Raw genomic sequence first — 26252 nt, 5'->3', positions numbered from 1 at the left:
GGGCAGTTCCTCACAGGTCGAGGGTGTGCGCCGGCGCGCGGAGCCGACCGTCGAGCGCGCGCTGACGGGCCGGGCGGGGTACGCCGACGAAGAAAGGTCACGGGTGTGGTGATGCTGAGGTTGATCGTGCCATGGGAACCCCTCGTCCACATAGTTGTCCACAGGCTGTGGGTTGTAGGGTGAGGATGCTCTCAGCCTCCGAGGGGCGCGGATGGGACCGCGATGCCGCGGCACCCGCGCCGCGGCGCATCTCACCCCTCCTGGTTTGACCCCAAGGGGTCGCGCAGCGTAACGTCAGACAGCCGTTCCAGATGTTCTTGGCGCGCCCGCGTGGAGGAGACTCGACACGAGGCCTCGCGTCGTGAGCTGCCTGCAAGGATCCGGTGCCCCCAGCAATGGCCCACTCGATCCGCGTGCCTGGACGGCGACCGCGCGGGTGACCGCACGGCGCACCACCTGAACCACCGACAGGCTCCAACCGGGACCTGTCACTGCATCGTCGAGGACATAGACGGTGTACCTCCCCGACGTTCTTGGAGTACCTCGTGAGCAAGCGGACCTTCCAGCCGAACAACCGGCGCCGGGCGAAGACCCACGGCTTCCGGCTGCGCATGCGGACCCGTGCCGGCCGCGCCATCCTGGCTGCCCGCCGTCGCAAGGGCCGCACCGAGCTCTCTGCCTGATCCCACGTGCTCCCCGCGGCGCACCGACTGCGCCGTTCCGTCGATTTCGAGCGGGCGGTGCGCCGCGGCGTGCGTGCGGGTAGGTCGACCGTGGTCGTGCACCTCTCCGAGGATCTCGAGGGTGATGCGCGACCACAGGTCGGCTTCGTCGTCTCCAAGGCAGTGGGGAACGCGGTGCACCGCAACCTCGTGAAGCGTCGGCTGCGTGCCGCTACTGCGGCGCGCCTCGACATGCTGCCCGAGCATGGGCGCGCCGTCGTCCGTGCGCTGCCCCCCTCCGCCGCAGCGACGTTCGGCGACTTGAGCGCCGACCTCGACCGCGGTCTCGATCGCGCCGTGCGGCGCCTCCACGAGCGTGCGGGCGTGGATCGATGACGACCACCCACCCGGTCGACGCTCCCGGCGTGACGTCCCCCGAGAACGGCGCCGACCGGGGAGCTCCCGGCATCGTGCGTCGCGTCGTCGCCGTGCTGCGCCGCGTCCCCGCGCTCACCCTCATCGGCATGATCCGGGCCTACCAGTCGGTGATCTCCCCGATGACCGGGCCCACGTGCAAGTACTACCCGTCCTGCTCCCAGTACGCCCTCACGGCGGTGCGTCGTCACGGCGCCCTGCGCGGAACGGGCCTCGCCCTCTGGCGGCTGCTGCGCTGCAACCCCTGGAGCCTCGGTGGGGTCGACGACGTTCCGCCGGCACGACACACGCACTAGTCCGCAGCCCGACATCGGGCGATTCACAAGCTTTGTCTGAAGTTGAGGGAGCAGTCACTGATGGACTTCTTCGCGTTCCTCGCCCCGATCGAGTGGGTCGTGGCGTGGATCATGTACCTGTGCCACCAGGGTCTGGTGTTCCTCGGGTTCTCCGACGGTCCCGGGCCGGCGTGGGTCCTGTCGATCGTCGGGCTCGTGATCATCATCCGCATCCTGCTGATCCCGCTGTTCTTCAAGCAGATCAAGGCATCGCGCGGCATGCAGATGCTCCAGCCCGAGATGCAGGCGATCCAGAAGAAGTACAAGGGGAAGACGGACCCGGCGTCCCGCGAGGCCATGAGCCGCGAGACGATGGACCTGTACCGCAAGCACGGGACGAACCCCTTCGCGTCGTGCATGCCGATCCTGTTGCAGTCGCCGATCTTCTTCGCGCTCTTCCGGGTGCTGAACGGCCTCGTGCCGATCTCCAACGGCACGGATGACCCGATCGGTCCGATCAACTCGGCGGTCGCGAGCGACATCGAGAGCTCGTCGGTGTTCGGAGCGCAGCTGTCCGACGTGTTCCTGCGCACCGACGACCTCCAGACCAAGATCGTCATCGCCGTGCTCATCGTCGCGATGTGCGCCACCACGTTCTTCACGCAGCGCCAGCTCACGATGAAGAACATGCCGAAGGCCGCTCTCGAGGGACCGATGGCGTCGACGCAGAAGATGATGCTCTACGTCTTCCCGTTCATCTTTGCCGTCTCCGGTGTGAACTTCCCGGTCGGTGTGCTCGTGTACTGGACGACGACGAACCTGTGGTCCATGGGTCAGCAGTTCTACACGATCCGGCGCATGCCGGCGCCGGGCTCCGAGGCGGAGCGACTCCTCAAGGAGCGTCAGGCGCGCAAGCGTGCGGCGAAGGGCATCGTCGAGGACGCCACGCCGGTGATCGAGCAGCCGCGCGGGCAGCGTCAGCAGCCCAAGCGCAAGGACCGACAGAAGCCTGCGCCCCGCCCGATCGGGACGACCCCGCCGAGCGTCGAGGACGCTCCCGTCGAGGACGCCCCCGAGGCGGCAGACGGATCTGGGACGAACGACGGCGCGAAGGGCTCTCCGGCCTCCGGGGCATCCAAGCCTGCGCCCAAGAAGAAGAAGCAGAAGTAGACCCGCGCGCGTGCGCGCCCCCGCCGTGAGGAGCACCGTCATGACGCCTACCGAGACCCCAGCGCCCGAAGACGCCGTCACCGACGAGCCGACGCGCGAGACCACCAGCCTGGAGGAGGAGGGTGAGATCGCAGCGGACTACCTGGAGGAGCTGCTCGACATCGCCGACCTCGACGGTGACATCGACATCGACGTCGAGCACGACCGCGCGGCGGTCGAGATCGTCGCCGACGATCCCGTCGCGCTGCGTTCCCTGGTCGGCGAGGACGGCGACGTTCTCGACGCGCTCCAGGAGCTGACCCGCCTCGCCGTCCAGGCGCGGACGGGCGAGCGTAGCCGACTGATGCTGGACGTCGCCGGCTTCCGCGCTGCTCGACGTCGTGAGCTCACCGCGCAGGCCGAGGAGGCGATCTCTCGCGTTCAGTCGGGCGGGGCGAAGGTCTCGCTGGAACCCCTGAACGCCTTCGAGCGCAAGGTGATTCACGACGCGGTGGCTGCCGCCGGTCTCCGCAGCGACTCCGAGGGCGTCGAGCCTCAGCGCTACGTGGTGATCTACCCCGCTGACTGACGCCGCTCTGTGTCAGAACCCGTCCGCCCTCCGTTTCACGTGAAACGGAGGGCGGACGTCGCTTGCCGTGGCGATCGCAGTGACCCGGTGTCGGTCGGGGTGTTCGCGCGGGGTCCGGACTGACCTTGCTTCATCTTCCCCTCGATGGACGTCGTTCGGTCTGCACTCGCACCGTGTTGGGGGGGGCGAGGAACGCTCGTATGGCCGGGCATGTCCTCCCGACCCGTACGGGACGAACGGATCACCTGGTGATCGGGCACGCCGTCGGGCGTTTCACGTGAAACGATGTGGCGTGCCTATTGACGAGGAAGCAGAGGAGCCGATGCGCGACCTGGTGGACGGCAACGCAGAGCCGGAGATCTCGCGGGAGGCGCTGACCGAGTACTTCGGTGCGGCGTACCCGACCATCGAACGGTTTGCGGACCGCCTGCGCGAGGAGGGTGAGCTGCGCGGCCTGATCGGCCCCCGCGAGGTTCCTCGTATCTGGGACCGGCACATCCTGAACTCTGCTGCGGTCGTCCCGTTCCTTCCGGAGACGGGGCTCATCGCAGACATCGGATCCGGGGCCGGGCTTCCCGGGGTCGTGATCGCTGCGATGCGTCCGGCCGCCTCTGTCTTCTTGGTCGAGCCGATGGAGCGGCGCTGTGCCTGGTTGACGGAGATCGCCACAGATCTGAATCTCTCGAACATCGAGGTGAAGCGGGGGCGTGCGGAGGAGTACCACGGTGCTTTCGAGTGCGACGCGGTGACCTCTCGGGCCGTGGCCGCCCTGGACAAGTTGGTCAGGCTCTCGCTGCCGCTCGTCAGACCGGGCGGCGAGATGATCGTCCTGAAGGGACGCAACGTGGCGCGCGAGGTCGAGCCCGCCCGCAAGGTGTTGCGACGGCTCAAGGCGGGCGAACCCGAGATCGTGGACGCGCCGACGATCCCCGGTGTGGAGAGCACCACGGTCGTGCGCATCGTGCGGCAGACTGGGGCACGCTGAACCCGACCCTCGACGTCGGCACCGCTGCGTGACGACACGGGGGTGCCGAGCGCCTGACATCCACAGATGAGTGGGCTGGACGGCGCATGCTGGGACGCGACGACGGAGAGGATGAGACGCGTGACGGATAGCCCTGTCGACCCTGGAAAGCCTCAGGATCGGTCGACGGCCCTCTCGCAGGACGGGGGAGGGGCGCGAAGCTCCGGGAACGAGGACGATCGGAGAGCAGCGCTGATGGCGAGCCTGCCGGTCACGGACGAGTCGACACCGCTCGCGGCTCAGCTTGCCGAGGACGCCAGGCGTCGCATCGACCTCCAAGGTCGCCGCTTCCCGCGTCCTGCGTCGACGCGCATCATCACGGTGGCGAACCAGAAGGGCGGCGTGGGAAAGACCACGACGACGGTGAATCTCGCGGCCGGGCTCGCGCTGGCGGGGCTCAACGTGCTCGTCATCGACAACGATCCCCAGGGCAACGCGTCGACCGCGCTCGGGGTCGAGCACCGCGCGGGGACGCCGTCGGTCTACGAGGTCCTGGTCGACGGCGATCCGCTCGCCAGCGCAGTCCAGCAGTGCCCCGACATCCCGACGCTGTGGTGCGTACCGGCGACGATCGACCTCTCGGGCGCAGAGATCGAACTGGTCTCGCTCGTTTCACGTGAAACACGGCTCCGCCGCGCGCTGGACGAGTACCTGGCGGCGCGCGAGCGCGAGGGTCTGGCCCGCATCGACTACGTGTTGGTCGACTGCCCGCCGAGTCTGGGTCTCCTCACCGTGAATGCGTTCGTCGTCGGTCGAGAGGTGCTCATCCCGATCCAGTGCGAGTACTACGCCCTCGAGGGACTGAGCCAGCTCCTGAAGACGATCGAGCTCATCAAGTCACACCTCAACCCCGGCCTGCACGTCTCGACGATCTTGCTGACGATGTACGACGGGCGAACCAATCTTGCGCAACAGGTGGCGGCAGAAGTGCGCGAGCACTTCCCTGACCAGACCTTGCGGACGACCGTGCCGCGCTCCGTGCGCATCTCCGAAGCACCGAGCCACGGGCAAACGGTGATGACCTACGATCCCGGCTCGACCGGTGCGCTCGCGTACCTCGAGGCAGCGCGAGAACTGACGCAGCGCGGTGCGAACAGGCCTGGCGATCGCGATCTCGGTGCGCTCCCCGGGCAGGATGTGGCTCTCCAGCACGGTGACGATCCCGAGACTGCCCCAGTGCCCGAGGCGGTCCGAACCGAACATGAGTTTGCCGGCACCATCGGTGGTCCCGGCCTGCGGCAGGAGGAACTGCGATGAGCGAGAAGCGTCGAGGGCTCGGCCGGGGGCTCGGGGCTCTCATCCCGACCAGCTCAGAGGGGAAGCGACCGGTTGACGTCTTCTTCCCGAGCCCGACGCCGGAGGAGCCGGAGCACGTCGACGCACCGGCGGAGGACGCTTCCGCACGCGACGAGGGGGGAATGGGTTCGGCCGGGAGCGAGACTCAGGGCACTCCTGTCGTCACCCTTGTCGCGGAGACCGGCTCAGGGCCGGCTGACCTGGACGCCCTCACGTCGCTCTCGCCACACGACCTCGCCGAGCTGGAGGCCGTGAGCGCGGGTGACCGTGGTGCGCTCGGCGGGAGCGAGGACGAGCTCACGGCGCCGAGGGAGAGAGACGGCGGCGAGGGAAGCGTGCAGAGCGCCGATGGCGCCACGTCGATCGCACACGATGGTGCCGCGGCCGCTGTTTCACGTGAAACGACCCCCTCCACGACGGCTAGCGGGGACGCGGTGGGGGAGGGGTTCGCGGAGGCGACTGGGGAGAACCCCGGGGGCGAGCCCACCCCGAGCTCCGAGGAGTGGACGGGGAGCGCGGCGGAGGACCTCGTACCGGTCCCCGGCGCCCGTTTCGCCGAGGTGCCGACGGCGTCGATCCGTCCGAATCCGCGCCAGCCGCGTACCGTCTTCGACGAAGGGGACCTCGACGAGCTCGTGGGCTCGATCCGCGAGATCGGCGTTCTTCAGCCGATCGTCGTTCGTCCCGTCCCCGGGGAGGACGGTTCCTTCGAGCTGATCATGGGGGAGCGGCGGTGGCGCGCGACGCAGGCTGCTGGGCTCGAGGTCATTCCCGCGATCATCCGCGAGACGGATGACGCTGACCTGCTCCGCGACGCCCTGCTCGAGAACTTGCACCGCAGCGCCCTCAATCCCTTGGAGGAAGCCGCAGCGTATCGCCAGCTGCTCGACGACTTCGGATGCACTCACGAAGAGCTCGCTGAACGCATCTCTCGTAGTCGACCGCAGATCTCCAACACTCTGAGGCTCCTGCGCCTCCCACCACTGGTACAGCGGCGTGTCGCAGCTGGCGTTCTCTCCGCTGGTCATGCGCGTGCACTCCTGGGTCTCACTGACGGCGCGGAGATCGAGCGCCTAGCCCAGAGGATCGTGGCCGAGGGGCTCTCCGTCCGTGCGACCGAGGAGATCGTCGCGATGGGCGGACTGGACGGCGATCGCCGCGCGCCGCGAGCACCGCGAGCAGGTCAGCGCTCCGCCGCGATCGACGAGCTCGCTCATCGGCTCTCCGACCGCTTCGAGACGCGCGTGAAGGTCGACCTCGGCAAGAACAAGGGGCGCTTGACCGTCGAGTTCGCATCGGTCGAGGACCTGAACAGGATTCTCGACGTGATGGCACCCGACGACCCGGGTCTTCTCCGCAAGTAGCGATATCAGGCGTGCGCGCCTCGCACAGCGTGACGCCGAAGCCGATGCCGGGACTGTCGTGCGGTGCTCGTGAGCACCCGCGGCAGTCCCGGCTGCATGTTCGCCACGAGGTCGAGGGAGAGCGTTTGCGCCTCCTCCCTTCACGGCGGTTCGATGCGGACTGCACAGCCGTCCACGAGACGTGGTGACCGTGACGGTAGCCTTCGTCCAGATCGGGTGCGATCGATGACGACGTCGCCCGACGACGGCGCAGTCGCCCTCTGGCCCGTGCCGCGGCCCGTCGATGCCTGCGGGGAATCCTCTTGCCCAGCTCACCGCGTCCCGCAACAGGCCGCCGGGTCTGCCCGCAAGTGGACGTGGTCCGTCCCGGTGACGTTGTTTCACGTGAAACGGGAACGGGCGTCTGCGGCCGGCGGCACCTCCTGGGAGCGACTTTGTGGAGCCTGTGCTGCCGCGGAGGTAGAAACGAAGCTGAGGGAACTGGAACAGAAGCGCGAACGAGGATGTGCCTCATGTCACGACGCTGACCGGGGAGCGTCCGGGCATCCAACCTGCCGAGTGGCCGATTCCGCGGGGGACGCTCAACGTGGCGCCATGCATCGGGGATCGATGCGCTGAGGTTGAGGTGTCCGCGTCCACGATCTCCTCCTTCGCGCAGTGTCGAGTGTCGGCACAGAGGGTGCATCGGGCAGCAGAGCTCATCTCCGGAGAACGTAACCGACGCGCTGTTTCACGTGGAACGACGCCGCGGCGAGGTCGCACGCGGAGCAGCGCCGTTTCACGTGAAACAACGCAGTCCGACGGGGTCGCTGGCCGATGACAGAGTGCCCCGCGATGCAGGATTCTCTCGACGCGCCTGGGTCCTCTGGCCATCACCGGGGCGCACTTGCGAGCGCTGGCGAACGGATCACGCTGAGCGCGCAGAGACGATTACGAGGCACGGATACCGTTCCGGTCACTCCCATCGCGAGCGGAACTAGGCGCTCAGGGCCTTGCGTGACGGCTGTCGCCACTCGCCGGTCCCGAGCCGGGATCCGAGACCAACTATTGCCCGGGACAGAGACAGAGCCTGCACGGATGCCCGCGCGCAGCCGGTGTCTGGGGACCAAGCCGGTGTGAGACCGGGCCAGCGACTGAGACCGGGCCAGCGACTGAGACCGGGCCAGCGACTGAGACCGGGCCAACGTCTGAGACCGGGCCAACGTCTGAGACCGGGCCAACGTCTGAGACCGGGCCAGCGTCTGAGACCGGGCCAACGTCTGATACCGGATCCAAGCCCGCACTAGCGTCCGAGCCCCCATTCCGAGACCGAGGTGGAGTCTGCGCCCGAGCCAGTGTACGAGCCACGCCTCAGCGAGCATCCGAACGAGTGTTGATTGCAGGTGCAGGCCCGACCGGACCGACCCGGTCGTCGGACACAACCTCGCCGCCTGCGGCGCCGCACGTCGACAAGGGAGAGATCGTCGAGGCCCCATGGGAGCACGTCATGGGCGGACCACCCGTGGGTCGACGCTCGTGCGAGACCGCGCCATCGAGACGTCGCTCACGAGCGATCCCCGCGGCACGGCTCGACGCGTCGGACGATGCGGGGGGAGGGGGGCGACGCCGCTGGGCACTTCATGCGCAAGCAGTCCCGGAGGACCTGCTCGCTCATGCGTCATGCGTCACGCGACACGATGCCTCCGGCCCAACGGCCCAACGGCCCAACGGCCCAACGGCCCAACGGCCCACCGGCCCTCCGGGCCCACGGGCCCACGGGCGTCTGGGTGTCGCCGACGTCGGAGAAGCGGATCACCTGCTGGGAGCGCTAAGGCCCCGCCGAGACGATGGGGGAACGGTCGTGCCGACGGGCTGTCGGCCAGGTTCGGCGGACGAGCCGCGGCACACCTCCCGGGCCGTCTGCGCGCGTGGCGACCGTCGAGCTATCGTCAGCGCGACGTTCCACGTGAAACAGCGATTGCGGATGCGTCGGACGGACTGCCGTCGCTCAGTGCCGCACGTGGGCGTTGACGAGCGACCGGTAGAGATGACCGAGGTCGAGCCCAGCGGCACGCGCGGCCTGGGGGAGGAGGGACGTCTCTGTCATGCCAGGTGCGACGTTGACTTCGAGGAACTGCACGACGCCGTCCTGGTCGAGGATCACGTCGGTACGTGACAGGTCACGCAGGCCGAGCGCGACGTGCGCGCGGACGGCTACCTCTCGGACGATACCGAGCACGTCGTCGTCCAGGCGGGCGGGGGCGAAGTATTCGGTTCGTCCGGGGTTGTATCGCGCGTCGAAGTCGTAGGGTCCGGTCGTGACGATCTCGACAGGCGGCAGCGCCTCAGGACCGTGGCCGAGGTCGACGACGCTGACCGCGAGCTCCACGCCGCGCACGGCGCGCTCGATCAGGGCGACGTCTCCGTACGCGAAGCAGTCGACCATGGCTCGGGGAAGCTGGTCGGCACGCTCGACGAGGGTCACGCCGAGCGCCGAACCGCCATGGGTCGGCTTGACGACGAGAGGGAGACCGAGGCGCGCGACGACGGCATCCAGGACAGGCTGGGCACCGAGCTCCCGGAAGAGGCTCTGCGGGAGGGTCACGTACTCGGGTGTGCACAGGCCCGCACCGAGCACGACGCTCTTCGCGACGGGCTTGCTCCACGCCGAGCGGCTCTCCCGCGGCCCGGTGCCCACGTAGGGAACCCCGACGAGCTCCAGCACGTCGCGGATCGAGCCGTCCTCACCGCTCGCGCCGTGCAGGAGCGGCCACACGACGTCGGGGCGGGTCGCGGCGAGGAACGGGAGGAGGTCGGCGTCGACGTCGTGGACCGTCACCTCGAGACCGGCCGCGCGCAGGCTCTCGGCGACGCGGCGACCCGACCGCAGGGAGACCTCGCGCTCGTGGGAGAGCCCGCCGGCGAGGATCGCGACGTGCCCGCCCGGGGGGATGGCGTCGTCGGGCCGGAGAAGGTGAAGGTGCTGGTCAGGGCGCTGCGGGTCGGACTGGTCTGCGGTGGCAGCGTCGCCCGTGGCCGCCGGGTTACCCGTGGTCGTGTCCACTGTTGACGGACTCCTGTTCGGTGCCGGCGTCGCCCGGTGGGGCCGCCTCGGCGTCGTGGTGAGGTGCTTCAGGCCAGGTTGGGCGAGGGGTTCTCGACGTCCGTGACGTCAGGGTCGAGCTCGGCGTTGGTCCCGAAGATCTCGACGAGCTCCTGCTCGGCGTTGACGACCCCGGCGAGGCGTCGGACTCCCTCACGGATCCGCTCAGGGGTCGGGAAGCAGTAGGAGAGGCGCACGTGGCTCGAGCCGGTGCCGTCCGCGTAGAAAGCGGTGCCGGGCACGTAGGCGACGCGCGCCGTGACGGCGCGCGGGAGCATCGACCGTGCGTCGAGACCCTCGGGGAGCTGGACCCACGTGTAGAAACCACCGTCGGGCACGGTCCAGCGTGCCGAGGGGAGGTGCTCGGAGAGCGCGCCGATCATGGCGTCCCGGCGTTCCCGGTAGAGCTCGCGGAACTGCTTGATCTGACCCTTCCAGTCGCACGTGTCGAGGTACGCGGCGATGGCGAGCTGCGAGGCGTTCGACGGGCAGAGGATCGCCGACTCGCTGGCGAGGACGAGCTTCTCGCGGACCGCGTGGGGCGCGACGACCCAGCCGACGCGGTATCCCGGGGCGAAGGTCTTGGAGAACGACCCGAGGTACAGGACGCCGTCCTCGTCGAGCGACCGGAGGGCGGGGAGCGTCTGGCCGTCGAAGCCCAGGAGGCCGTAGGGGTTGTCCTCGATGACCAGGACGCCGTAGCGCTGTGCGATCTCGAGGATGCGCGGGCGGCGCTCCGCGGTGAGGGTCACCCCGGCCGGGTTGTGGAAGTTCGGCACGGTGTAGAGCAGCTTGACGCGGCGACCGTCCGTCGCGAGCCGGGCGAGCGTCTCCTCGAGGGCCTCGGGGACGAGACCGTGCTCGTCGAGGGGCACGTGCACGACGTCCGCCTGGTACGAGCGGAACACGCCGAGCGCCCCGACGTAGCTCGGTGCCTCGGCGACGACGACGTCGCCGGGGTCGACGAAGATCCTCGTCACGAGGTCGAGCGCCTGCTGCGACCCCGTCGTGACGACGACGTCGTCGGGGTGGCACTCGATCCCCTCGAGCCGGACGACGTCGAGGATCCGCTCGCGCAGCGTCTCGTCGCCCTGCCCGGAGCCGTACTGGAGGGCGGTCGCACCGCGAGTCGCGACGAGGCGCTGCATGGTGTCGGCGATCTGGTCGAGGGGGAGTCCTTCGAGGTACGGCATGCCGCCGGCGAGCGACACGACCTCGGGCCGGTTCGCCACCGCGAACAGCGCCCGGATCTCCGACGCTCGCATCCCGTGCGCTCGCTCTGCGTAGGCACCGAACCACGGGTCGAGGCGGGTGCCGCTGGGAGCGGGCTGCTGCGGGGGAGTCGTCGGTCCAGTCACGACCCCCAGTGTCGCACGGGGCATCGGGGGATCCCGTGAAGACGCCGAAGGGCGGACCGCGGTGCTCGCGATCCGCCCTCCGGCGGCATGGTGGTGGTGCGGATCAGACGGTCGTGGCGAGCACGGTGTCGATCTCCTCGGTGAGCGCCCGCTTGGGGCGCGCCCCGATGATCGACTTCTGGAGCTCGCCGCCCACGTAGACGTTCAGCGTGGGGATGGAGACGATGCCGTAGGCGCCGGTCGTCTCGGGGTTCGCGTCCGTGTCGAGCTTGGCGATCTTGATCTTGCCGTCGTACTCCTCGGCGAGCTCCTCGAGGATCGGCGCGACCTGGCGGCACGGGCCGCACCACGTCGCCCAGAAGTCGACGAGGACGGGGACCTCGGACTCGAGGACCTCGGCACGGAAGGTGTCGTCGGTGACCGGAACGGTCGGCATGGTTGACCTCCTGCGGTAGGACTCGGTGGGGATGAGGGGACGCTGGTTCAGGCCTGGAGCTCGGCGAGCGCCTCGGGCAGCTCGTCCGGGTTCGGCGTGGTCGGCGTGCCGGCGAGGTCCTCCAGGCCGGCGGCGTCGGCGAGCTCGGTGAGGTATCGCTGCGCGTCGAGCGCTGCCGCGCACCCGGAGCCGGCCGCGGTGATGGCCTGGCGGTAGGTGTGGTCGACGGCGTCGCCGCACGCGAACACGCCCTCGAGGTTGGTCGCCGTGGTGCGTCCGACGACCTGGATGTAGCCCTCGTCGTCCAGGTCGATCTGACCCTTGACGAGCTCGGTACGGGGCTCGTGACCGATCGCGACGAACAGGCCGGTCGCGGGCAGCTCGCGCTCCTCGCCGGTCACGGTGTCGCGCAGCGTGAGCGCCTCGACCTTGTTCTCGCCACCGATGCCGGCGACCTCGCTGTTCCAGGCGAAGTCGATCTTCGGGTCGTTCAGCGCGCGGTCGGCCATGATCTTCGACGCGCGCAGCTCGTCGCGGCGGTGGACGAGGGTGACCTTCTCGGCGAACCGGGTCAGGAACGTGGCCTCCTCCATCGCGGAGTCCCCGCCGCCGACGACGGCGATGTGCTGGTCGCGGAAGAAGAACCCGTCGCACGTCGCGCACCAGGACACCCCGCGCCCGGACAGGCGCTTCTCGTCGTCCAGGCCGAGCTCGCGGTAGGCGGAACCGGTCGCGAGGATGACCGCGCGGGCGCGGTAGGTCTCACCGTTGCCCGTCACGACGGTCTTGACCGGCCCTTCGAGGTCGAGCAGCGTGGCGTCGTCCCACTCGATGCGCGCGCCGAACCGCTCGGCCTGCTTGCGCATGTTCTCCATGAGGTCCGGGCCCATGATCCCGTCGGGGAAGCCGGGGAAGTTCTCGACGTCCGTGGTGTTCATCAGCGCACCGCCGGCGGTGACGGAGCCCGCGAGCACGAGCGGGGCCAGCCCCGCGCGCGCCGCGTAGATCGCCGCGGTGTACCCCGCGGGACCGGACCCGACGACGATCAGGTTCTGGACGGCAGACTGCTCGGTCACGTGCTCTCCTCGATGCTCGGTGCGTGGCGGCCGACCACGCGAGAGTGTGAACGCCGCCGAGGCGGCTTCTGTTCCACGGTACGGGTGTTCGCCACGCTACGGTGACCCGGCGCACGGCGCGTGGGCCGTCCACGCACCGGGGCCGGCGACGGTCGGGCCCGACAGAGCGGGCGTCGCCGCCCCGGGAGCGTCAGGAGACGAGGATCTCGTTGATCTCCGCGCGGAACTCCCCGGCCGGGTTCTGCGGCAGCTCGGTGAACCACAGCACGATCGAATCCGCCTCGACCGGCTGGTCGAAGGTGAACTCCACGCCGGGTGCGAGCGGCCCGGAGGCGAGGACCGTGCCCTCGGTGGGTGCGTCCGGGCTCGTGGCACGGATCTCGACGTTGCCGCCGGTGGTGGCCGTGTCGAGCACGACCGTCGAGACCGGCGCCTTCTGCTCGAGCGTGACCGCGAACCCGATCCCGGTGCGCAGCCCGGCGAAGTTCGCGGCGTTGTAGCGGCGCGAGATCCAGGTCGTGTCGGGCTGCTGGTCGTAGGCGAGCGGCGCGAGCTCGGGGTGCTCGCCGTCGTTGTTCCCGGAGGCGTCGCCCTCGGGGTCCAGCGCCTGTCCGGAGGCGATCACGGGGCGCACGTCTGTCACCGGGGGTGCCTGCTCGCCCCCTGCGGTGCCACCGTCGCCCTCCGACGGAGCCTCCGACCCCTCGCCCGTCGGCTCCTCGCTCGTCTGGAGCGCAGGTCCGAACCCGTCGAACGCGGTGTTCACCGCCCACACGACGCCCCACACCACGAGGCCCAGGACGAGCACGAGGACGATCGGGGTGGCGTTGAACCGGCGGGGGCCGCGCCGTCGTGGCGCGGGCTCGCTCCAGGCCTGGGGCGCCTCCGTGGTCGGAGGTACGGGCGGCGGTGCGGCCGCGTACTGGAGGGGCGCGGTCCCGGTGTCGTAGCCCACGGGGGGCGGGGGGACCGCGTACGCCGCGGTCGACGGGTCCGGTGCGGGCGGCGAGACCGCTGCGGTGGCGCCCGTGGCGACCCCGGCGGCGTACGCGACGCCCGGACCGGCGGAGCCCGGCACGTCCCCCACGCGGTGGATGCGTCCCGTCGTCGGGCGTCGGACCGGCGGTGCGGGCGGCGGCGTCCCCGGAGGCGCGCTCGTCGCGCCGTCGAACGCGGTGCGGACGGACTGGCGGCTCACGCCGGCGGTCGCGGGCTGCACGAACGACGGCAGGGCCGCGACGACCGAGACCTCGCCCCAGGGCTCGACAGCGCCGACGACGTCGGCAGGGGAGCGGGGCGCGTCGCCGGCGGGCGGCGCCGTCCACTCCTCGACCGTGCCGTGGGTGCCCGCGAAAGCCTGGGCGCAGAGCTCGTCCAGCTCCGCGGGGACGTCCGGGCGGACGGCCGAGAGCGGGAGGACCCCGTCGCCCGCACGCTGCGCGGGAAGGGGGTGGATGGCGTCGGGGGCGATCCACGGGACGTCCAGGGACGCCCCGGCCCAGCGCGCCGTCATCGCGTAGTAGAGGAGCGCGACGAGCCCGACGGCGTCGGTGCGCGACGTCAGGTCGGCGTCGTGCTGGTCGTGGCCCGCGACGCCGGCGTCGAGCCCGAGGCCCGTCACGAGGACCCGGCTGCCGTCGACGCGGAGCGCGTCGGGCCGGAGCGCGAGGTGGTGGACCCCGCGCCGCTGGGCGACCTCGAGCGCGGCCGCGGCCTCGCCGACGATCGCGCGCGCCTGCTGCGGGTCGACGATGCCGCCCGCGACGACCTCGCTCAGCGTGATGCCCGTGTACCGCTCGGTCACGACGTACGCGACGCCGTCCTCCGTCCCGACGTCGAGGACGCGCGTCAGGCGCGGGTCGACGACGAGCGCGGCGCGCCGGGCGGAGTCGAGGGCGTCGGCGACGTGCGGGCCGGAGACCAACGAGATCCGGACCGGCCGGTCGAGGATCTGGTCGTGCGCCGACCATGCGGTGACGTCCGACAAGTCGGACGTGAGCTGCTCGTCGAGCCGGTAGCGCGCGACGAGCAGTGTTCCTGGGGCCACGCCGTTCACCGGACCTCCTCCGTGGGACTCGTGGTCGACACACCATGGTACGCGGGCCCTGATTGCCCGCGTATCACCCGATTGAGGCCCGGGGGCCGCGCGCCGCTCACCGCCGCACGAGCCGGCGGACGCGGCCCACGATCGGACCGGCGAGCTGGTCGAGCTCGCGCACGCGCATGAGCTTGAGCCCGCCCGCGTAGACGGCCGTCATCACGGCCCCGGCGACGGACACCACGACGACGGCCTGCCACCACGAGAGCCCGTAGATGCCGTCCGGGCCGTCACCGGTGAGGACGACGAACCCCCGCAGGACTCCCCAGCCCGCGACGCCGCTGACGAGCGCGGAGAGCCCGGCCTTGACGTGCAGGCGGAGGATCCGGGCACCGTCGAGCCCGCGGAGCGTGCGTCGTAGCCCGACGGTGCGCAGCGCGACGGCCACCAGGTTGGACACGCTCATCGCGAGGCCGATGCCCACGACCCAGAGCTGGGGTGCCAGCACCTGCGTCGCGAGCCAGGACACGCCGACGAGCACGATCGTGCCCGGCACCTGGATCCAGAAGACGGTCCGGCCGTCCTCGAACGCGTAGTAGACCCACTTCATGAGCACCATGCCGCCCAGGGGGACGAGCCCGAGCGCCATGGCGCGCAGCACCTCGGAGACGGCCTCGCCGGACGCTGCGTCGACGGAGGGGACGAGCAGCTTGGTGATCGGCAGGGCGAGGACGACCAGGACGACGGTCGCGAAGACGGTGAAGACCCCGACGGTGCGCACGCCGCGCGAGAGGTCGTGCCGGACGCGCGCGAGGTCGCCGGCGTGCGCCGCGGCGCTCATGCCCGTGAAGAGCGCCGTCGCGATCGACACCGTCACGAGCGAGTGGGGCAGCAGGTAGATCATGAGGGCCTGCGTGTAGGCGGCGTTGCCCGCCACCGCGAGGGCGCCTGAGAACGCGTCGGGCGCGCCCGTGATCAGCCCGGTGACGGCGCCGAGGGTCCCGGGGTCGTCACGGTAGGGCCCGAACGTCTGCGCGAGCGCCGCGCGAGGCGCCTCGCTCGCGAAGCGCGTGGTGAACAGGACCCCGACCTGCTCGAGGAGGACGGCGGCGAACGTCCACAGCGCGACCTGGCCCGCGGACCGCAGGCCGATGCCGTGCAGGCCGAACCGCAGGTGCCAGCGGAAGCCGGCCCGCCACAGCGGGACCACGAGGATGAGCGCCTGCGCCGCGACCCCGAGCGTCGCCGTCCCGGCGAGCAGCGCGATCTTGGGCCCGTCCCACTGCGTGAGGTCGTCGACGTTCCCCGTGGCCGCGGGACCGTAGATCGCGATGAACGCCGCGAACCCGACGATCGACACGACGTTGTTGAGCACGGGCGCCCACATGAAGGGACCGAACTGGCCCCGCGCGTTGAGCACCTGCCCGAGCAGCGTGTACAGCCCGTAGAAGAAGAGCTGCGGCGTGCACCAGAAGGCGAAGGCGACGGCGAGCGACGTCTGCGGTGCCGTCCAACCCGGCCCGGTGTAGAGCGCGACGAGGATGCTCGACCCTGCCGTGAGCAGCGCCGAGAGCGCGATCAGCACGACGCCGGAGAGCGTGAGCAGCTTGTCGAGCCGCTCCTGGGTGTTGCGCGCGCGATAGGCGCGGACGATCTGCGGCACGAGGACGGCGTTGAGGACGCCGCCCGCGAGGATCGCGAAGAGGACGTTGGGGATCTTGTTCGCGACGTCGAACGCGTCCGCGACCAGGCCCGTGGTCCCGATCGCGGCCACGAGGAGGACGTTGCGGACGAGCCCGAGGCCGCGCGAGACGAACGTGCCCGACGCCATGAGCGCGGACGAGCGGCCGAGCCCGCCCGTGCGGGGGGCGGGCGACTCCGTGGCTCCGGCCTCGGCGGTCTCGTCCGGGGTGCCCGACGCCGCCGGGTCGCCCGGGAGCGGCCCGGTCGGGACGACGTCGCGCGTCGTGCCCGGCCGCGTGCCGTGCCCGGCACCCGGGGGCCGGACGTGCCGGGGCTGCTCGGGGCTCACTCGACGCGCTCCTCGTCCCGGCGGGCGGACTGCGCGGGCGGTGTCTGGTCCTGCGCGGGCGGCGCCGGCTGGTCCACCGTCGCACCGGCCAGACGGCGGGGCGAGCGGCCGCGGCGCACCGTGCGCCAGATCCCCGCCACCAGGGCGAGGGCCAGGAGCACCGCCACGACCACGGTGCCCACCGACTCCCAGTCGGCGCGCACGCGCACGACGAACTCCTGCGGCTCCGCGACGCGGACCTGGGGCTGCGCCGCGCTGACCAGCTCGACCTCCACCGTGACGTTGCCGCTCCCGAACCCCTCGACGGGCACCCCGACGCTCGTCTCGGCCGCGACCAGGTCGCCGTCGGCGTCCCGGGTGGCGGCCGGGATCGTCACGGTCCGGCGCTCCGGTGCGCGCAGCCGCGGGTCGTCCGGCCGCAGCACGACCTCGACCGTCGCCTCCTGCTCCAGGGTGCTGCGCACCCGGACGGGGAGGTCCTCCTGCTCGGCCACGAAGAGGAACGGAGCACGCGTCTCCACCGAGAGGGTGCCCTGGACGGCGGCGGACCGTTGCTCGGCGTGCTGGACGGCGAGCACGCGCGACGGCTGCGCGGCGCGGTACGCGACGGCGGTCGGGGTGACGAAGCCGGGCTCGAGCGGGCGCGTGATCGTCGCGGGGTCGGCGCTGACGGTCGCGAACGCGGCGAGGTCCGCGCGCGACCGGTCGAGAGCACGGAGCTGGGCGACGGTGATCTCCCCCTCGCCGGGGACGTCGTCCGGCAGCGTCGTGCGCTCGACGGCGGGCGGCGCGGAGGCCAGGAGGTCGTCCACCGGGGCCAGGTCGACCCAAGGAGCCGCGCGGAGGGCGTCGAGCCGTGCCGTGAAGAGTGTCGGCTCGGCCTCCCAGCTCCGGGGCAGGGCGACGACGACGTGACGCTGCTCCGCAGGGCGCTCACGGGCGATCACGGCCGTCTCGGCGAGGATCCGCTGCGTCGCCGTGACGCCCGAGCCGTCGCCGGCGGACAGGAGAGCGGTCAGCACCGGGTCCGCGACGAGCGCCTTCACGGGCCCGGCGGCGGTCGCGACCTCGGCGACGCCGGACGGCGTGTAGGTCAGCGACTCGTCCGGGACGAGCCCGCCGGGACCGACGACGGTCGCGGTCGCACCCGATGCCGCGGCGAGCGTCGTCGTGGTCAGGTCGGGGACGGCGTCGCCCGGCCAGGCGAGGTCCGTCCGCCACGACGCCGTCGGGTCGGCCGCGGCGTCCGTGCCGGAGGTCTCCTCCGTGGTGGACGCGTCGTCGTCCGTCGTGTCGCCGTCGGTCGCGTCCTCGGTCGTCGGCTCGGGTGCGGCCGGGAGCGGGGTCCCCTCCGGCAGCGCGAGACCGGCGTGCGCGAACGCCGCGACGTCCGGGTCGTAGGCGCGCAGCGCGAACGCCGACCGGCCCGCCGCGGCGGCGCTCACGGCGTCGGCCCAGGCGCTCACGGCCGGGTCACCGGCTCCCGTCGCCGCGGCGAGCAGGGCCGGGTCGGCGACCCACGCGACCTCCGGAGCGCCACCGGTCGCCGCCAGCAGGCGCCCGAGGCGACCGTCCGTCGCCACGGCGGCCGCGAGCGCGTCGTCGTACGCCTGGGGGTCGGGGTCCACCGGCGGGCCGGTCAGGGCGGCGACCACGCTCAGGCGCAGCGGGGTCACCTCGCCCGACGGCTCCCACAGGACGAAGGTGCGTTGGACGGCCTGGCGTGCGCCGCCGTCGGACACCGTGAGGGAGATGCCGCGCGGGCCCCAGTCGCTGCCCGCGTGGAGGTCGAGCTCCGCGACCGGGACGGTGAGCGTCGTCTCCGCCGTCGCGCCCGGCGCGAGGGCCCCGAGGTCCTCGCCGGTGACGCGGACCCCGACGCGACCGTCGAGCCCGATCGTCGTCCAGCTCTCGAGCGCCGACCGGGTGCTCAGCACCCGCCGGTCGATGCCGAGCGCCACCAGGGGCGACCCGAGCGTCTCCGCGGTCCCGTTGGTCACGCGCGCGGTCACGGTGAGCGTGTCGCCCGGGCCGAGGACGGTCGGCTGGAGCGACGAGACCTCGAGCGTCACCGCGTCCTCGGTCTCGGCCGTCGTGCTCGTCGAGGCGCTCGTCGTCGTGCTCGCTGTCACGCCCGCCGCCGCGACGCCACCGCCGAGGACGACGCCGACGGTCAGGACCAGCAGGGCGACCAGCGCGACGAGGAGGCGAGCGGACCTGCCGAGGAGCGGGGCCGACGCGGCGCCGCCGGGGCGCGCGCCGCTGCTGGGGGAGGGCGTCATGAGTGGTCGGTCGAGCTCCGTGGGGCGGGCGGTGCCGGGCCGCCGCGGCCGTCGTGCGGACGGCCGGGCGAGCGGACGATCGTCCGGGTCACCCTACTCTCGACCACCCCGTGGAACCGCGCCGGCCTGCCCTGGAGGACGCTGTGCGCGACGGCGGCGATCCGGCGCTCGTTGGGGTAGGCGAGCCGGTCGGGCAGGTCCGCCACGGGGATCCACGCGACGTCCTCGGCCTCCCCGTCCGGGTCGCCCTCGACCGTGAGGTAGCCGCCCGTCGCGCGCAGGAGGAAGTGGTGGACGACCTTGTGCACGCGGCGGTCGTCGCCGGTGAACCAGTAGTCGATGACGCCCAGCGGCTCCTGCACCGCCCCCTGGATCCCCGTCTCCTCCGCGATCTCGCGGACCGCGGCCTGCTCCGGCGTCTCGTCGCCCTCGAGGTGGCCCTTGGGCAGGCACCACTCGAGGCGCCCTCCCCGGTTGCGCCGGGCGATGATCGCCGCGCAGAGGTCGCCGCCCGCGACCGTGACGACGAGCCCGCCGGCCGAGACCTCGTCGACCACGGGCAGCGGCGGCGGCGCGGGTACCGGGCGTGAGCGCGGGTCGATGCGCAGCGCGTGCCCGCCGGGCGGGGCGGGGACGGGGAGGGGCTGCCCGCGACCGCTGTCACGCCCGCCCGCCGGATCCCTCCGGGGCTCGTCGGCGTGCGCAGGGGTGGACATGTCCCAACTTTACCGAGTGGACGTCGGCTCCCCGGGACCGGCTCCCCGGTGCGGGCGTCGCATCTGGCAGGCTTGGGTGTCGTGCCCCAGCCTTCGTCGCCCCAGCCGTCGCCCCCGCCGACGTCGCAGTCGCTCGAGCTCCAGCGCCGCGCCCTCGCCGTGCTCACCGAGATGGCACCCGCGGCGATCGAGCTCGGTGAGGTGTTCCGTGCCGCCGGTCACGAGCTCGCGCTCGTGGGCGGGCCCGTCCGCGACGCGTTCCTCGGGCGGGCGAGCAACGACCTCGACTTCGCCACGTCCGCGTCGCCCGACGAGACCGAGGCGCTCCTGGCGCGCTGGGGCGACGCCCACTGGGACATCGGCAAGGAGTTCGGCACGATCGGTGCCAAGCGCTTCGGCCGCGGGGGCCCCGGGGACGACCTCGTCGTCGAGGTGACGACGTACCGCACCGACGAGTACGACCCGACGTCGCGCAAGCCCGTCGTCGCGTTCGGCGACACGCTCGAGGGCGACCTGTCGCGCCGGGACTTCACCGTGAACGCGATGGCGGTGCGCGTCCCGGAGATGACGTTCGTCGACCCGTTCGACGGCCTCGACGACCTCGCGCGCCGCGTGCTGCGCACGCCGATCGCCCCCGAGCGCTCGTTCGACGACGACCCGCTGCGCATGATGCGCGCCGCGCGGTTCGCGGCCCAGCTCGGTTTCGACGTCGACGGCGGGACCCTCGCCGCGCTCGTCCTCATGACCGAGCGCATCGAGATCGTGTCCGCCGAGCGTGTGCGGGACGAGCTCTCGAAGCTGCTGTGCGCGACGTCCCCGCGTCGCGGGCTCGAGGTGCTCGTGGACACGGGCCTCGCGGACCACGTGCTGCCCGAGCTCCCCGCGCTCAAGCTCGAGATCGACGAGCACCACCGGCACAAGGACGTCTACGAGCACTCGCTCACGGTCCTCGACCAGGCGATCGCCCAGGAGACCGGGCCCGACGGCGCGGTCCCGGCCCCCGACCTCGTGCTCCGCCTGGCCGCGCTGCTGCACGACGTCGGCAAGCCGCCGACCAGGCGATTCGAGTCGGGTGGCGGCGTGAGCTTCCACCACCACGAGGTCGTGGGCGCCAAGATGGTCGCCAAGCGCCTCAAGGCGCTGCGGTACGACAAGCAGGTCGTCAAGGACGTCGCGCGGCTCGTCGAGCTGCACCTGCGGTTCCACGGCTACGGCGACGGCGCGTGGACCGACTCCGCGGTGCGTCGGTACGTGACCGACGCAGGCCCGCTGCTCGAGCGGCTGCACCGCCTCACGCGCGCCGACTGCACGACGCGGAACCGGCGCAAGGCGCAGCGCCTGCGCGAGTCGTACGACGACCTCGAGCGCCGCATCGCCGACCTCCAGGAGAGGGAGGAGCTCGACGCCGTCCGCCCGGACCTCGACGGCCAGCAGATCATGGCGATCCTCGGGATCCGGCCGGGACCGGTGGTGGGGAAGGCGTACAAGCACCTGCTCGAGCTGCGCCTGGACCGCGGGCCGGTCGACGAGGAGACGGCGCGCGCGGACCTCCTGGCCTGGTGGGCGGAGCAGCCGGAGTCGTCGGCCCCCTGAGCGGGATGCGCCCCGTGTCGGTCCGGTCGAGACCTCCGGGGCGGTCGTGCCGGGTCTACCGTCCGCGCCGCTCGTTCCTCGCGCCGCTCCCGCCAGACCCGCCACGACCCGGCACGACCGCCCCTCCGGCCTCGCCCTCAGCGGTCGCGTCGCCTCCGGGCGGGCGCGCGACGCGGCGAGGGCTCAGACGTCGTCGGTGGCCAGTGCGGCCTCGACCTTGACGTCCTCGACCGGCGCGTCCTGCGTCCGGTCCTGCGCGGGGCCGTGGTCCTGGGGCGCGGGGCGGCGCAGGAGGAACGACAAGCCCACCGCGACGAGCATGACCGCGGTGCCCCAGACGAACGCGTCGCCGACGCCCTCGGCCAGGGCGGCCTGCGGCGACGCGCCCGCCTCGCCGTAGGCGATGGACCGGGTCGTCATGACGGCGACGAACATGGCCGTGCCGGCGGCGCCCGCGAGCTGCTGCACGGTGCCGATCGAGGCCGACCCGTGCGAGTACTGGTGCGGCTCGAGCGCCGAGAGCGCGGAGGTGAACAGCGGCGTGAACATGAACGCGAGGCCCAGGCTCAGCGTGACGTGGAGCGCCAGGACGAACCATGGCGACGAGTCCGCGTGGATCGTCGTGAACGCCGCGAGGGCGACGGCGACGACGCTCACGCCGGGGATGACGAGCGGACGCGGGCCCACCCGGTCGTAGAGCCGGCCGACGGTCGGGCCGAGCAGACCCATGAGGAGCCCGCCGGGGAGCACGATGAGACCGGTCGCGAGCGGCTCGAGGCCCATCGCGTCCTGGAGGAACAGCGGCAGGAGGATGAGGGAGCCGAACATGGCGACCATCCCGACCGCCATGATGCCGAGCGGCACGCTGAACCCACGGTGCGTGAACACGCGGAGGTCGAGCAGCGCGCGGTCCTCGCGCTGGAGGACGAGCTGGCGCCACACGAACGCGCCGAGCGCGAGGGCGCCGAACGTGATCGGCACGGCCGGCGGGACGACGGGCGTGTGGCGTGCCGCCTCGCCGATGCTCGAGAGCCCGTAGACGAGCCCGCCGAACGCGAACGCCGCGAGGACGAGCGAGAACGGGTCGAGCCGCGAGTGCGTACGGTCGGCGACGTCCCGGATGTACAGGAAGCCGAGGACGAGCGCGACGAGCGCGATCGGGAGCACGATCCCGAACACCCACCGCCAGCTCAGCGAGTTGAGGATGAGGCCGGAGAGCGACGGGCCGAGCGCGGGCGCCGCGGCCATGACGATCGAGATGTTCCCCATGACCTTGCCGCGGATCGTCGGCGGGACGAGCGTCATGATCGTCGTCATGAGCAGCGGCATCATGATCGCCGTGCCCGAGGCCTGCACGACGCGGCCGGTGAGCAGCCAGGCGAAGCCGGGCGAGACGGCCGCGAGCAGGGTGCCGGCGCTGAACAGCGACATCGCGAGCAGGTAGGCCCCCCGCGTGCCGAGGCGCTGGAGCAGGAACCCGGTCGCCGGGATGACGACCGCCATCGTCAGCATGAACGCGGTCGTGAGCCACTGGCCCGTGCTGGCCGTGATGCCCAGGTCCTCCATGAGCGGCGCCAGCGCGACGCTCATGGTGGTCTCGTTGAGGATCACGACGAACGCGGAGCCGAGCAGCAGCGCGATGACGAGGAAGTCCGCCCGGGGGAGCCGGTCGACGGGTACCGAGGTGTCGTGGGTGGGGGAGGCTGTCACGGAGGTCTCCGCTCGCGTCGGTGGCGGCCCGGGCACATGGTCGAACCCGGTCGGGGCAGGGCGGGCTGCACGGGGGCAGCACGGGAGTCGCGTGCGATGCACGCGACGACGGTGTCGGTTCGTGGTCGGCGGGCCACGGGGAGGGGAGGGCCCGGGCCGATCGGCGCGGCCCAGCCACGTCGATCCGTACCCTGTACGACCATCCACCATCCTGCGTTATTCCCGCCCGACGTGACGACCTCTTTTCGCTCGCGGACTCATCGGTGCTGCCGACAGCAGAACGCCGCGGTCGCGAGGCCGGGAGCAGCGACGAGAAGAGGACGGCGGCTGACCGCTACCCCGCCTAGCGTCGAGGACGGACCCACCACCCAGACACCGGAGGCTCTGATGGAGTTCCGACCGTTCACGATCGACGTCCCCCAGGCCGAGCTCGACGACCTGCACGAGCGCCTCTCCCGCACCCGCTGGCCCGCCGAGCTCCAGGAGCGCGGCTGGGAGCGCGGCACCGAGCTGGCGACCATGCGCCGCCTCGTCGCGCACTGGTTCGACGGCTACGACTGGCGCGCGCAGGAGGAACGCCTCAACCGCTTCCACCACGTCGTGGCCGCGATCGACGGTCGCGACCTCCACGCGATCCACGAGCGTGCGGTGCGCCCGGAGGCTCCGGCGATCCTGCTGCTGCACGGCTGGGCGGACTCGTTCTACCGGTTCGCGCACGTCGTCGACCGCCTCACGGGCCGCGATCCCGCGGTCGGCCCCGACGAGCCGGTGTTCGACGTCGTCGTCCCGTCGCTGCCGGGCTTCGACTTCTCGGAGCAGCCCGAGGCCGGGACGGTGAGCGGCGCCCAGAGCGCCGAGGTCGTCGCGAGCCTCATGGAGGGCCTCGGCTACGACCGCTACCTCGTGCACGGTGGCGACTGGGGCGGTGTCGTCGCGCAGGAGGTGGCGCGCGCCCACCCCGACCGCGTCGTCGGCCTCCACCTCACGGACGTCCCGTTCCCCAACCTGTTCCTCGTCGACCGCGACACGGCGAGCGAGGGGGAGCGCGCGATGTTCGCCGCCGTCGACGCGTGGGGCGAGACGCACGGCGGGTACGTCGGGATCCAGTCGTCGCGCCCGCTCACCCTGTCCTACGGCCTGAGCGACTCTCCCGCGGGCCTCGCGGCGTGGCTCGTCGACCACTTCGGCTACCTCTCCGACACCCTGCCGTCCGACGACGACCTGCTCACCAACGTGATGCTCTACTGGCTCGGCAACTCGATCCGCTCCTCGATGCGCCTCTACAACGAGGGGCTCGACGGTGACTGGGGCGGTGAGGCAGGTGACGACGCCGCATGGTCGGGCGGGGAGGGCGCGGACGGAGCCTGGTCAGCAGGGGAGGGCGCCGACGCCGGGTGGTCGCCGCGCATCGACGTGCCGACGGCGCTCGCCGTCTTTCCCCGCGACATCTCGCAGCCGCCGCGCGAGTACGCGGAGCGGTTCTTCGACGTCCGGCGGTTCACCACGATGCCGCGCGGCGGGCACTTCGCCGCGCTGGAGGAACCGCAGCTCGTCGTCGACGACCTCCGCGCCTTCGCCTCGGATCTCGCCTGAGCCCGGTCGGGCGGCTGTGCCCGGTCAGGTGCCCCGTCAGGCGCTCGGACGCGCGGCCGGGACGCCGTCGCCGGCGGCCGAGCCCTCGCCGGGTGCGGCGGCCTCCGGGGCCGGCCGTGCGCCGTCCTGCCCGACGGCGTCGCCCACCCCGGCCGGGGCCCGTGCCCCGCGCGTCCACATCACGAGGGCGGCGAGCGCGTAGGCGACCGCGAGGGCGACGAACACGCCGCGCGACCAGCCCGTGTCGGGGAGCGTGAACGCCGCCAGGGCGGCCGCGCCGACGAAGGCCGCGTTGTACAGGACGTCGTAGAACGCGAACGCGCGGCCGCGGAACTCGTCGTCGGTGTCGCGCTGGACGATCGTGTCCACGGCGATCTTGGTGCCCTGCGCCGCCAGCCCGAGCAGGGCGGCGCCCGTGTACACCACCGCGCGCGACGGCGTCGTCACGAGCAGGAGCTGGCTCGCGGCGGCGAGCAGCAGCATGATCGCGATCCAGACCTGCGGCCCCGTGTAGCGCGAGAGCGTCGGCGTGAGCACCATCGCGCCCGCACCGCCCAGGCCCGTCAGGCCGACGACGATCGCGAAGGTCGCCATGCCCGCCGTCTGGCTCCCCGCGTCGAGGAGGTTCCGGGCGATGAGGATCGAGGCGATGAAGACCACGCCGTAGAGGAAGCGGTGGGTGGCCATCGCGAGCAGCGCCTGGCCCGGGGTGCGGCGCGCGACGAGGTACCGGGCGCCGTCAGCCAGGCCGCGCGCGACCTTGACGATCTCCGACCGGATCGCCGACTCGGCGGGGCGCTCCGGGCCGAGCTGCGTCCGGCCGAGGCGCAGCGCGAGCAGCGACGCGATCCCGAAGACGAGCGCCGCGCACACGAGGGCGGACGAGTCCTTGACCCGGCCCGGCTCGAACGCGAGCCCCAGGACGAACCCGATCCCGCCCCCGACGAACGCCGCACCGGCGCCCAGCGTGGGCGTCAGGGAGTTCGCGGTGAGCAGCAGCGGGCCGTCGACGACGCGCGGCAGACCCGCGGACAGGCCTGCGAGGAGGAAGCGGTTCACCGAGAGCGCCGCGAGACCGAGCGCGTAGATCCACCCGCTGACGCCGCCCGAGAGCATGAGCACCGCCATGCCCAGCGTGATGACCACGCGCACCGCGTTGCCCCACGCGAGCACCTGGCGGCGCTGCCAGCGGTCGAGGAACACCCCCGCGAACGGGCCCACGATCGTGAACGGCGCGAGCATCACCGCGAACGCGCCCGCGATCGCCGCGGCCGTGCCCTGCGACTCGGGCGAGAAGAACAGCAGCGACGCCAGGCCGACCTGGAACATGCCGTCCCCGGCCTGCGAGACGAGGCGCACGGCGAACAGCCTGCGGAACCCGCGCAGCCGCAGCAGCGCTCGCAGCTCGGCGACGACACTCACCCCCCAACCCTAGGCGGTCCCCAGGGTCTGCCGGTCCGCCGTCGGCCGATCCGCCGCACGACGTGCCCCTTCTCGCATCCTGGGAACCCCCTGGGCAAGAATGCTTAGGAAGGTTACCTT

The 26252-nt window shown here is 72.0% G+C and carries 19 protein-coding genes and 1 pseudogene; 10 read left to right on the top strand and 10 right to left on the bottom strand.

What is annotated here, in order from left to right; all coding sequences use genetic code 11:
- The first annotated feature begins 545 nt into the window (after positions 1-545).
- From rpmH to ACN9MS_RS20160, 8 genes are all read left to right on the top strand, one after another.
- Positions 546-683 carry a 50S ribosomal protein L34 gene (rpmH, locus tag ACN9MS_RS20195; RefSeq protein WP_034225701.1) on the top strand — a complete coding sequence of 46 codons (138 nt, stop codon included), beginning with the start codon at positions 546-548 and terminating at the stop codon, positions 681-683.
- Between the two features lie 6 nt (positions 684-689).
- Positions 690-1058, top strand: a complete 369-nt coding sequence (gene rnpA / locus ACN9MS_RS20190; RefSeq protein ID WP_426310151.1) for a ribonuclease P protein component — start codon at positions 690-692, stop codon at positions 1056-1058.
- Positions 1055-1393: a membrane protein insertion efficiency factor YidD gene (yidD, locus tag ACN9MS_RS20185; RefSeq protein ID WP_426310150.1), complete on the top strand. Its 339-nt coding sequence runs from the start codon at positions 1055-1057 to the stop codon at positions 1391-1393. Before rnpA ends, yidD begins: the two co-directional genes overlap by 4 nt.
- Before the next feature lie 60 nt (positions 1394-1453).
- On the top strand, positions 1454-2542 hold the full coding sequence (gene yidC / locus ACN9MS_RS20180; RefSeq protein ID WP_426310149.1) for a membrane protein insertase YidC: 1089 nt from the start codon (positions 1454-1456) through the stop codon (positions 2540-2542).
- A gap of 40 nt (positions 2543-2582) precedes the next feature.
- Positions 2583-3110: a protein jag gene (locus ACN9MS_RS20175; RefSeq protein WP_426310148.1), complete on the top strand. Its 528-nt coding sequence runs from the start codon at positions 2583-2585 to the stop codon at positions 3108-3110.
- Positions 3111-3402: 292 nt separating this feature from the next.
- Entirely contained in the window at positions 3403-4095 is a 693-nt protein-coding gene (rsmG, locus tag ACN9MS_RS20170) for a 16S rRNA (guanine(527)-N(7))-methyltransferase RsmG (RefSeq protein ID WP_426310147.1), read from the top strand.
- A 234-nt stretch (positions 4096-4329) separates the two neighbouring features.
- Positions 4330-5391: a ParA family protein gene (locus tag ACN9MS_RS20165; protein ID WP_426310146.1), complete on the top strand. Its 1062-nt coding sequence runs from the start codon at positions 4330-4332 to the stop codon at positions 5389-5391.
- The gene (locus ACN9MS_RS20160; protein ID WP_426310145.1) at positions 5388-6794 is read left to right on the top strand and encodes a ParB/RepB/Spo0J family partition protein; all 1407 of its coding nucleotides are present in this window, start codon (positions 5388-5390) and stop codon (positions 6792-6794) included. The genes ACN9MS_RS20165 and ACN9MS_RS20160 overlap by 4 nt, the downstream gene beginning before the upstream one ends.
- Positions 6795-8781: 1987 nt before the next feature.
- Here the strand turns inward: ACN9MS_RS20160 and ACN9MS_RS20155 are convergent.
- The 8 genes and pseudogenes from ACN9MS_RS20155 to ACN9MS_RS20120 form a co-directional block, all read right to left on the bottom strand.
- Positions 8782-9726, bottom strand: a complete 945-nt coding sequence (locus tag ACN9MS_RS20155; RefSeq protein ID WP_426311939.1) for a D-alanine--D-alanine ligase family protein — start codon at positions 9724-9726, stop codon at positions 8782-8784.
- A gap of 179 nt (positions 9727-9905) precedes the next feature.
- Positions 9906-11258, bottom strand: coding sequence for a PLP-dependent aminotransferase family protein (locus tag ACN9MS_RS20150; protein WP_426310144.1), 1353 nt, complete (start codon positions 11256-11258; stop codon positions 9906-9908).
- A 79-nt stretch (positions 11259-11337) separates the two neighbouring features.
- Entirely contained in the window at positions 11338-11670 is a 333-nt protein-coding gene (gene trxA / locus ACN9MS_RS20145; protein WP_426310143.1) for a thioredoxin, read from the bottom strand.
- Between the two features lie 47 nt (positions 11671-11717).
- Positions 11718-12746 carry a thioredoxin-disulfide reductase gene (gene trxB, locus ACN9MS_RS20140; RefSeq protein WP_426310142.1) on the bottom strand — a complete coding sequence of 343 codons (1029 nt, stop codon included), beginning with the start codon at positions 12744-12746 and terminating at the stop codon, positions 11718-11720.
- Between the two features lie 190 nt (positions 12747-12936).
- Complete coding sequence (locus tag ACN9MS_RS20135; RefSeq protein WP_426310141.1) at positions 12937-14802, bottom strand: protein kinase family protein; 1866 nt, start codon at positions 14800-14802, stop codon at positions 12937-12939.
- Between the two features lie 97 nt (positions 14803-14899).
- Positions 14900-16816 carry a murein biosynthesis integral membrane protein MurJ gene (gene murJ, locus ACN9MS_RS20130; RefSeq protein ID WP_426310140.1) on the bottom strand — a complete coding sequence of 639 codons (1917 nt, stop codon included), beginning with the start codon at positions 16814-16816 and terminating at the stop codon, positions 14900-14902.
- Positions 16813-19098, bottom strand: coding sequence for a DUF6049 family protein (locus tag ACN9MS_RS20125; protein WP_426310139.1), 2286 nt, complete (start codon positions 19096-19098; stop codon positions 16813-16815). The genes murJ and ACN9MS_RS20125 overlap by 4 nt, the downstream gene beginning before the upstream one ends.
- 128 nt (positions 19099-19226) lie before the next feature.
- A pseudogene (locus ACN9MS_RS20120) lies at positions 19227-19814 on the bottom strand (NUDIX hydrolase); the annotation flags it as partial.
- 171 nt (positions 19815-19985) lie between these two features.
- Between ACN9MS_RS20120 and ACN9MS_RS20115 the strand changes: the two are divergent.
- Entirely contained in the window at positions 19986-21407 is a 1422-nt protein-coding gene (locus ACN9MS_RS20115) for a CCA tRNA nucleotidyltransferase (RefSeq protein ID WP_426311938.1), read from the top strand.
- A 183-nt stretch (positions 21408-21590) separates the two neighbouring features.
- Here the strand turns inward: ACN9MS_RS20115 and ACN9MS_RS20110 are convergent, their stop codons facing one another.
- On the bottom strand, positions 21591-23117 hold the full coding sequence (locus tag ACN9MS_RS20110) for an MDR family MFS transporter (RefSeq protein ID WP_426310138.1): 1527 nt from the start codon (positions 23115-23117) through the stop codon (positions 21591-21593).
- Between the two features lie 387 nt (positions 23118-23504).
- Between ACN9MS_RS20110 and ACN9MS_RS20105 the strand changes: the two genes are divergently transcribed.
- Positions 23505-24710 (top strand): epoxide hydrolase family protein, encoded by a 1206-nt coding sequence (locus ACN9MS_RS20105; RefSeq protein WP_426310137.1) that lies wholly within the window; start codon positions 23505-23507, stop codon positions 24708-24710.
- A gap of 36 nt (positions 24711-24746) precedes the next feature.
- Here ACN9MS_RS20105 and ACN9MS_RS20100 read toward each other — a convergent pair whose 3' ends face one another.
- Positions 24747-26132 carry an MFS transporter gene (locus ACN9MS_RS20100; RefSeq protein ID WP_426310136.1) on the bottom strand — a complete coding sequence of 462 codons (1386 nt, stop codon included), beginning with the start codon at positions 26130-26132 and terminating at the stop codon, positions 24747-24749.
- Positions 26133-26252 lie beyond the last annotated feature (120 nt).

The sequence above is a fragment of the Cellulosimicrobium sp. E-16 genome (assembly GCF_049913115.1).
Taxonomy (GTDB): Bacteria; Actinomycetota; Actinomycetes; order Actinomycetales; family Cellulomonadaceae; genus Cellulosimicrobium.
The sequence above is the reverse complement of the archived record's forward strand: the minus strand, read 5'-3'. Positions and strand labels throughout refer to the sequence as shown.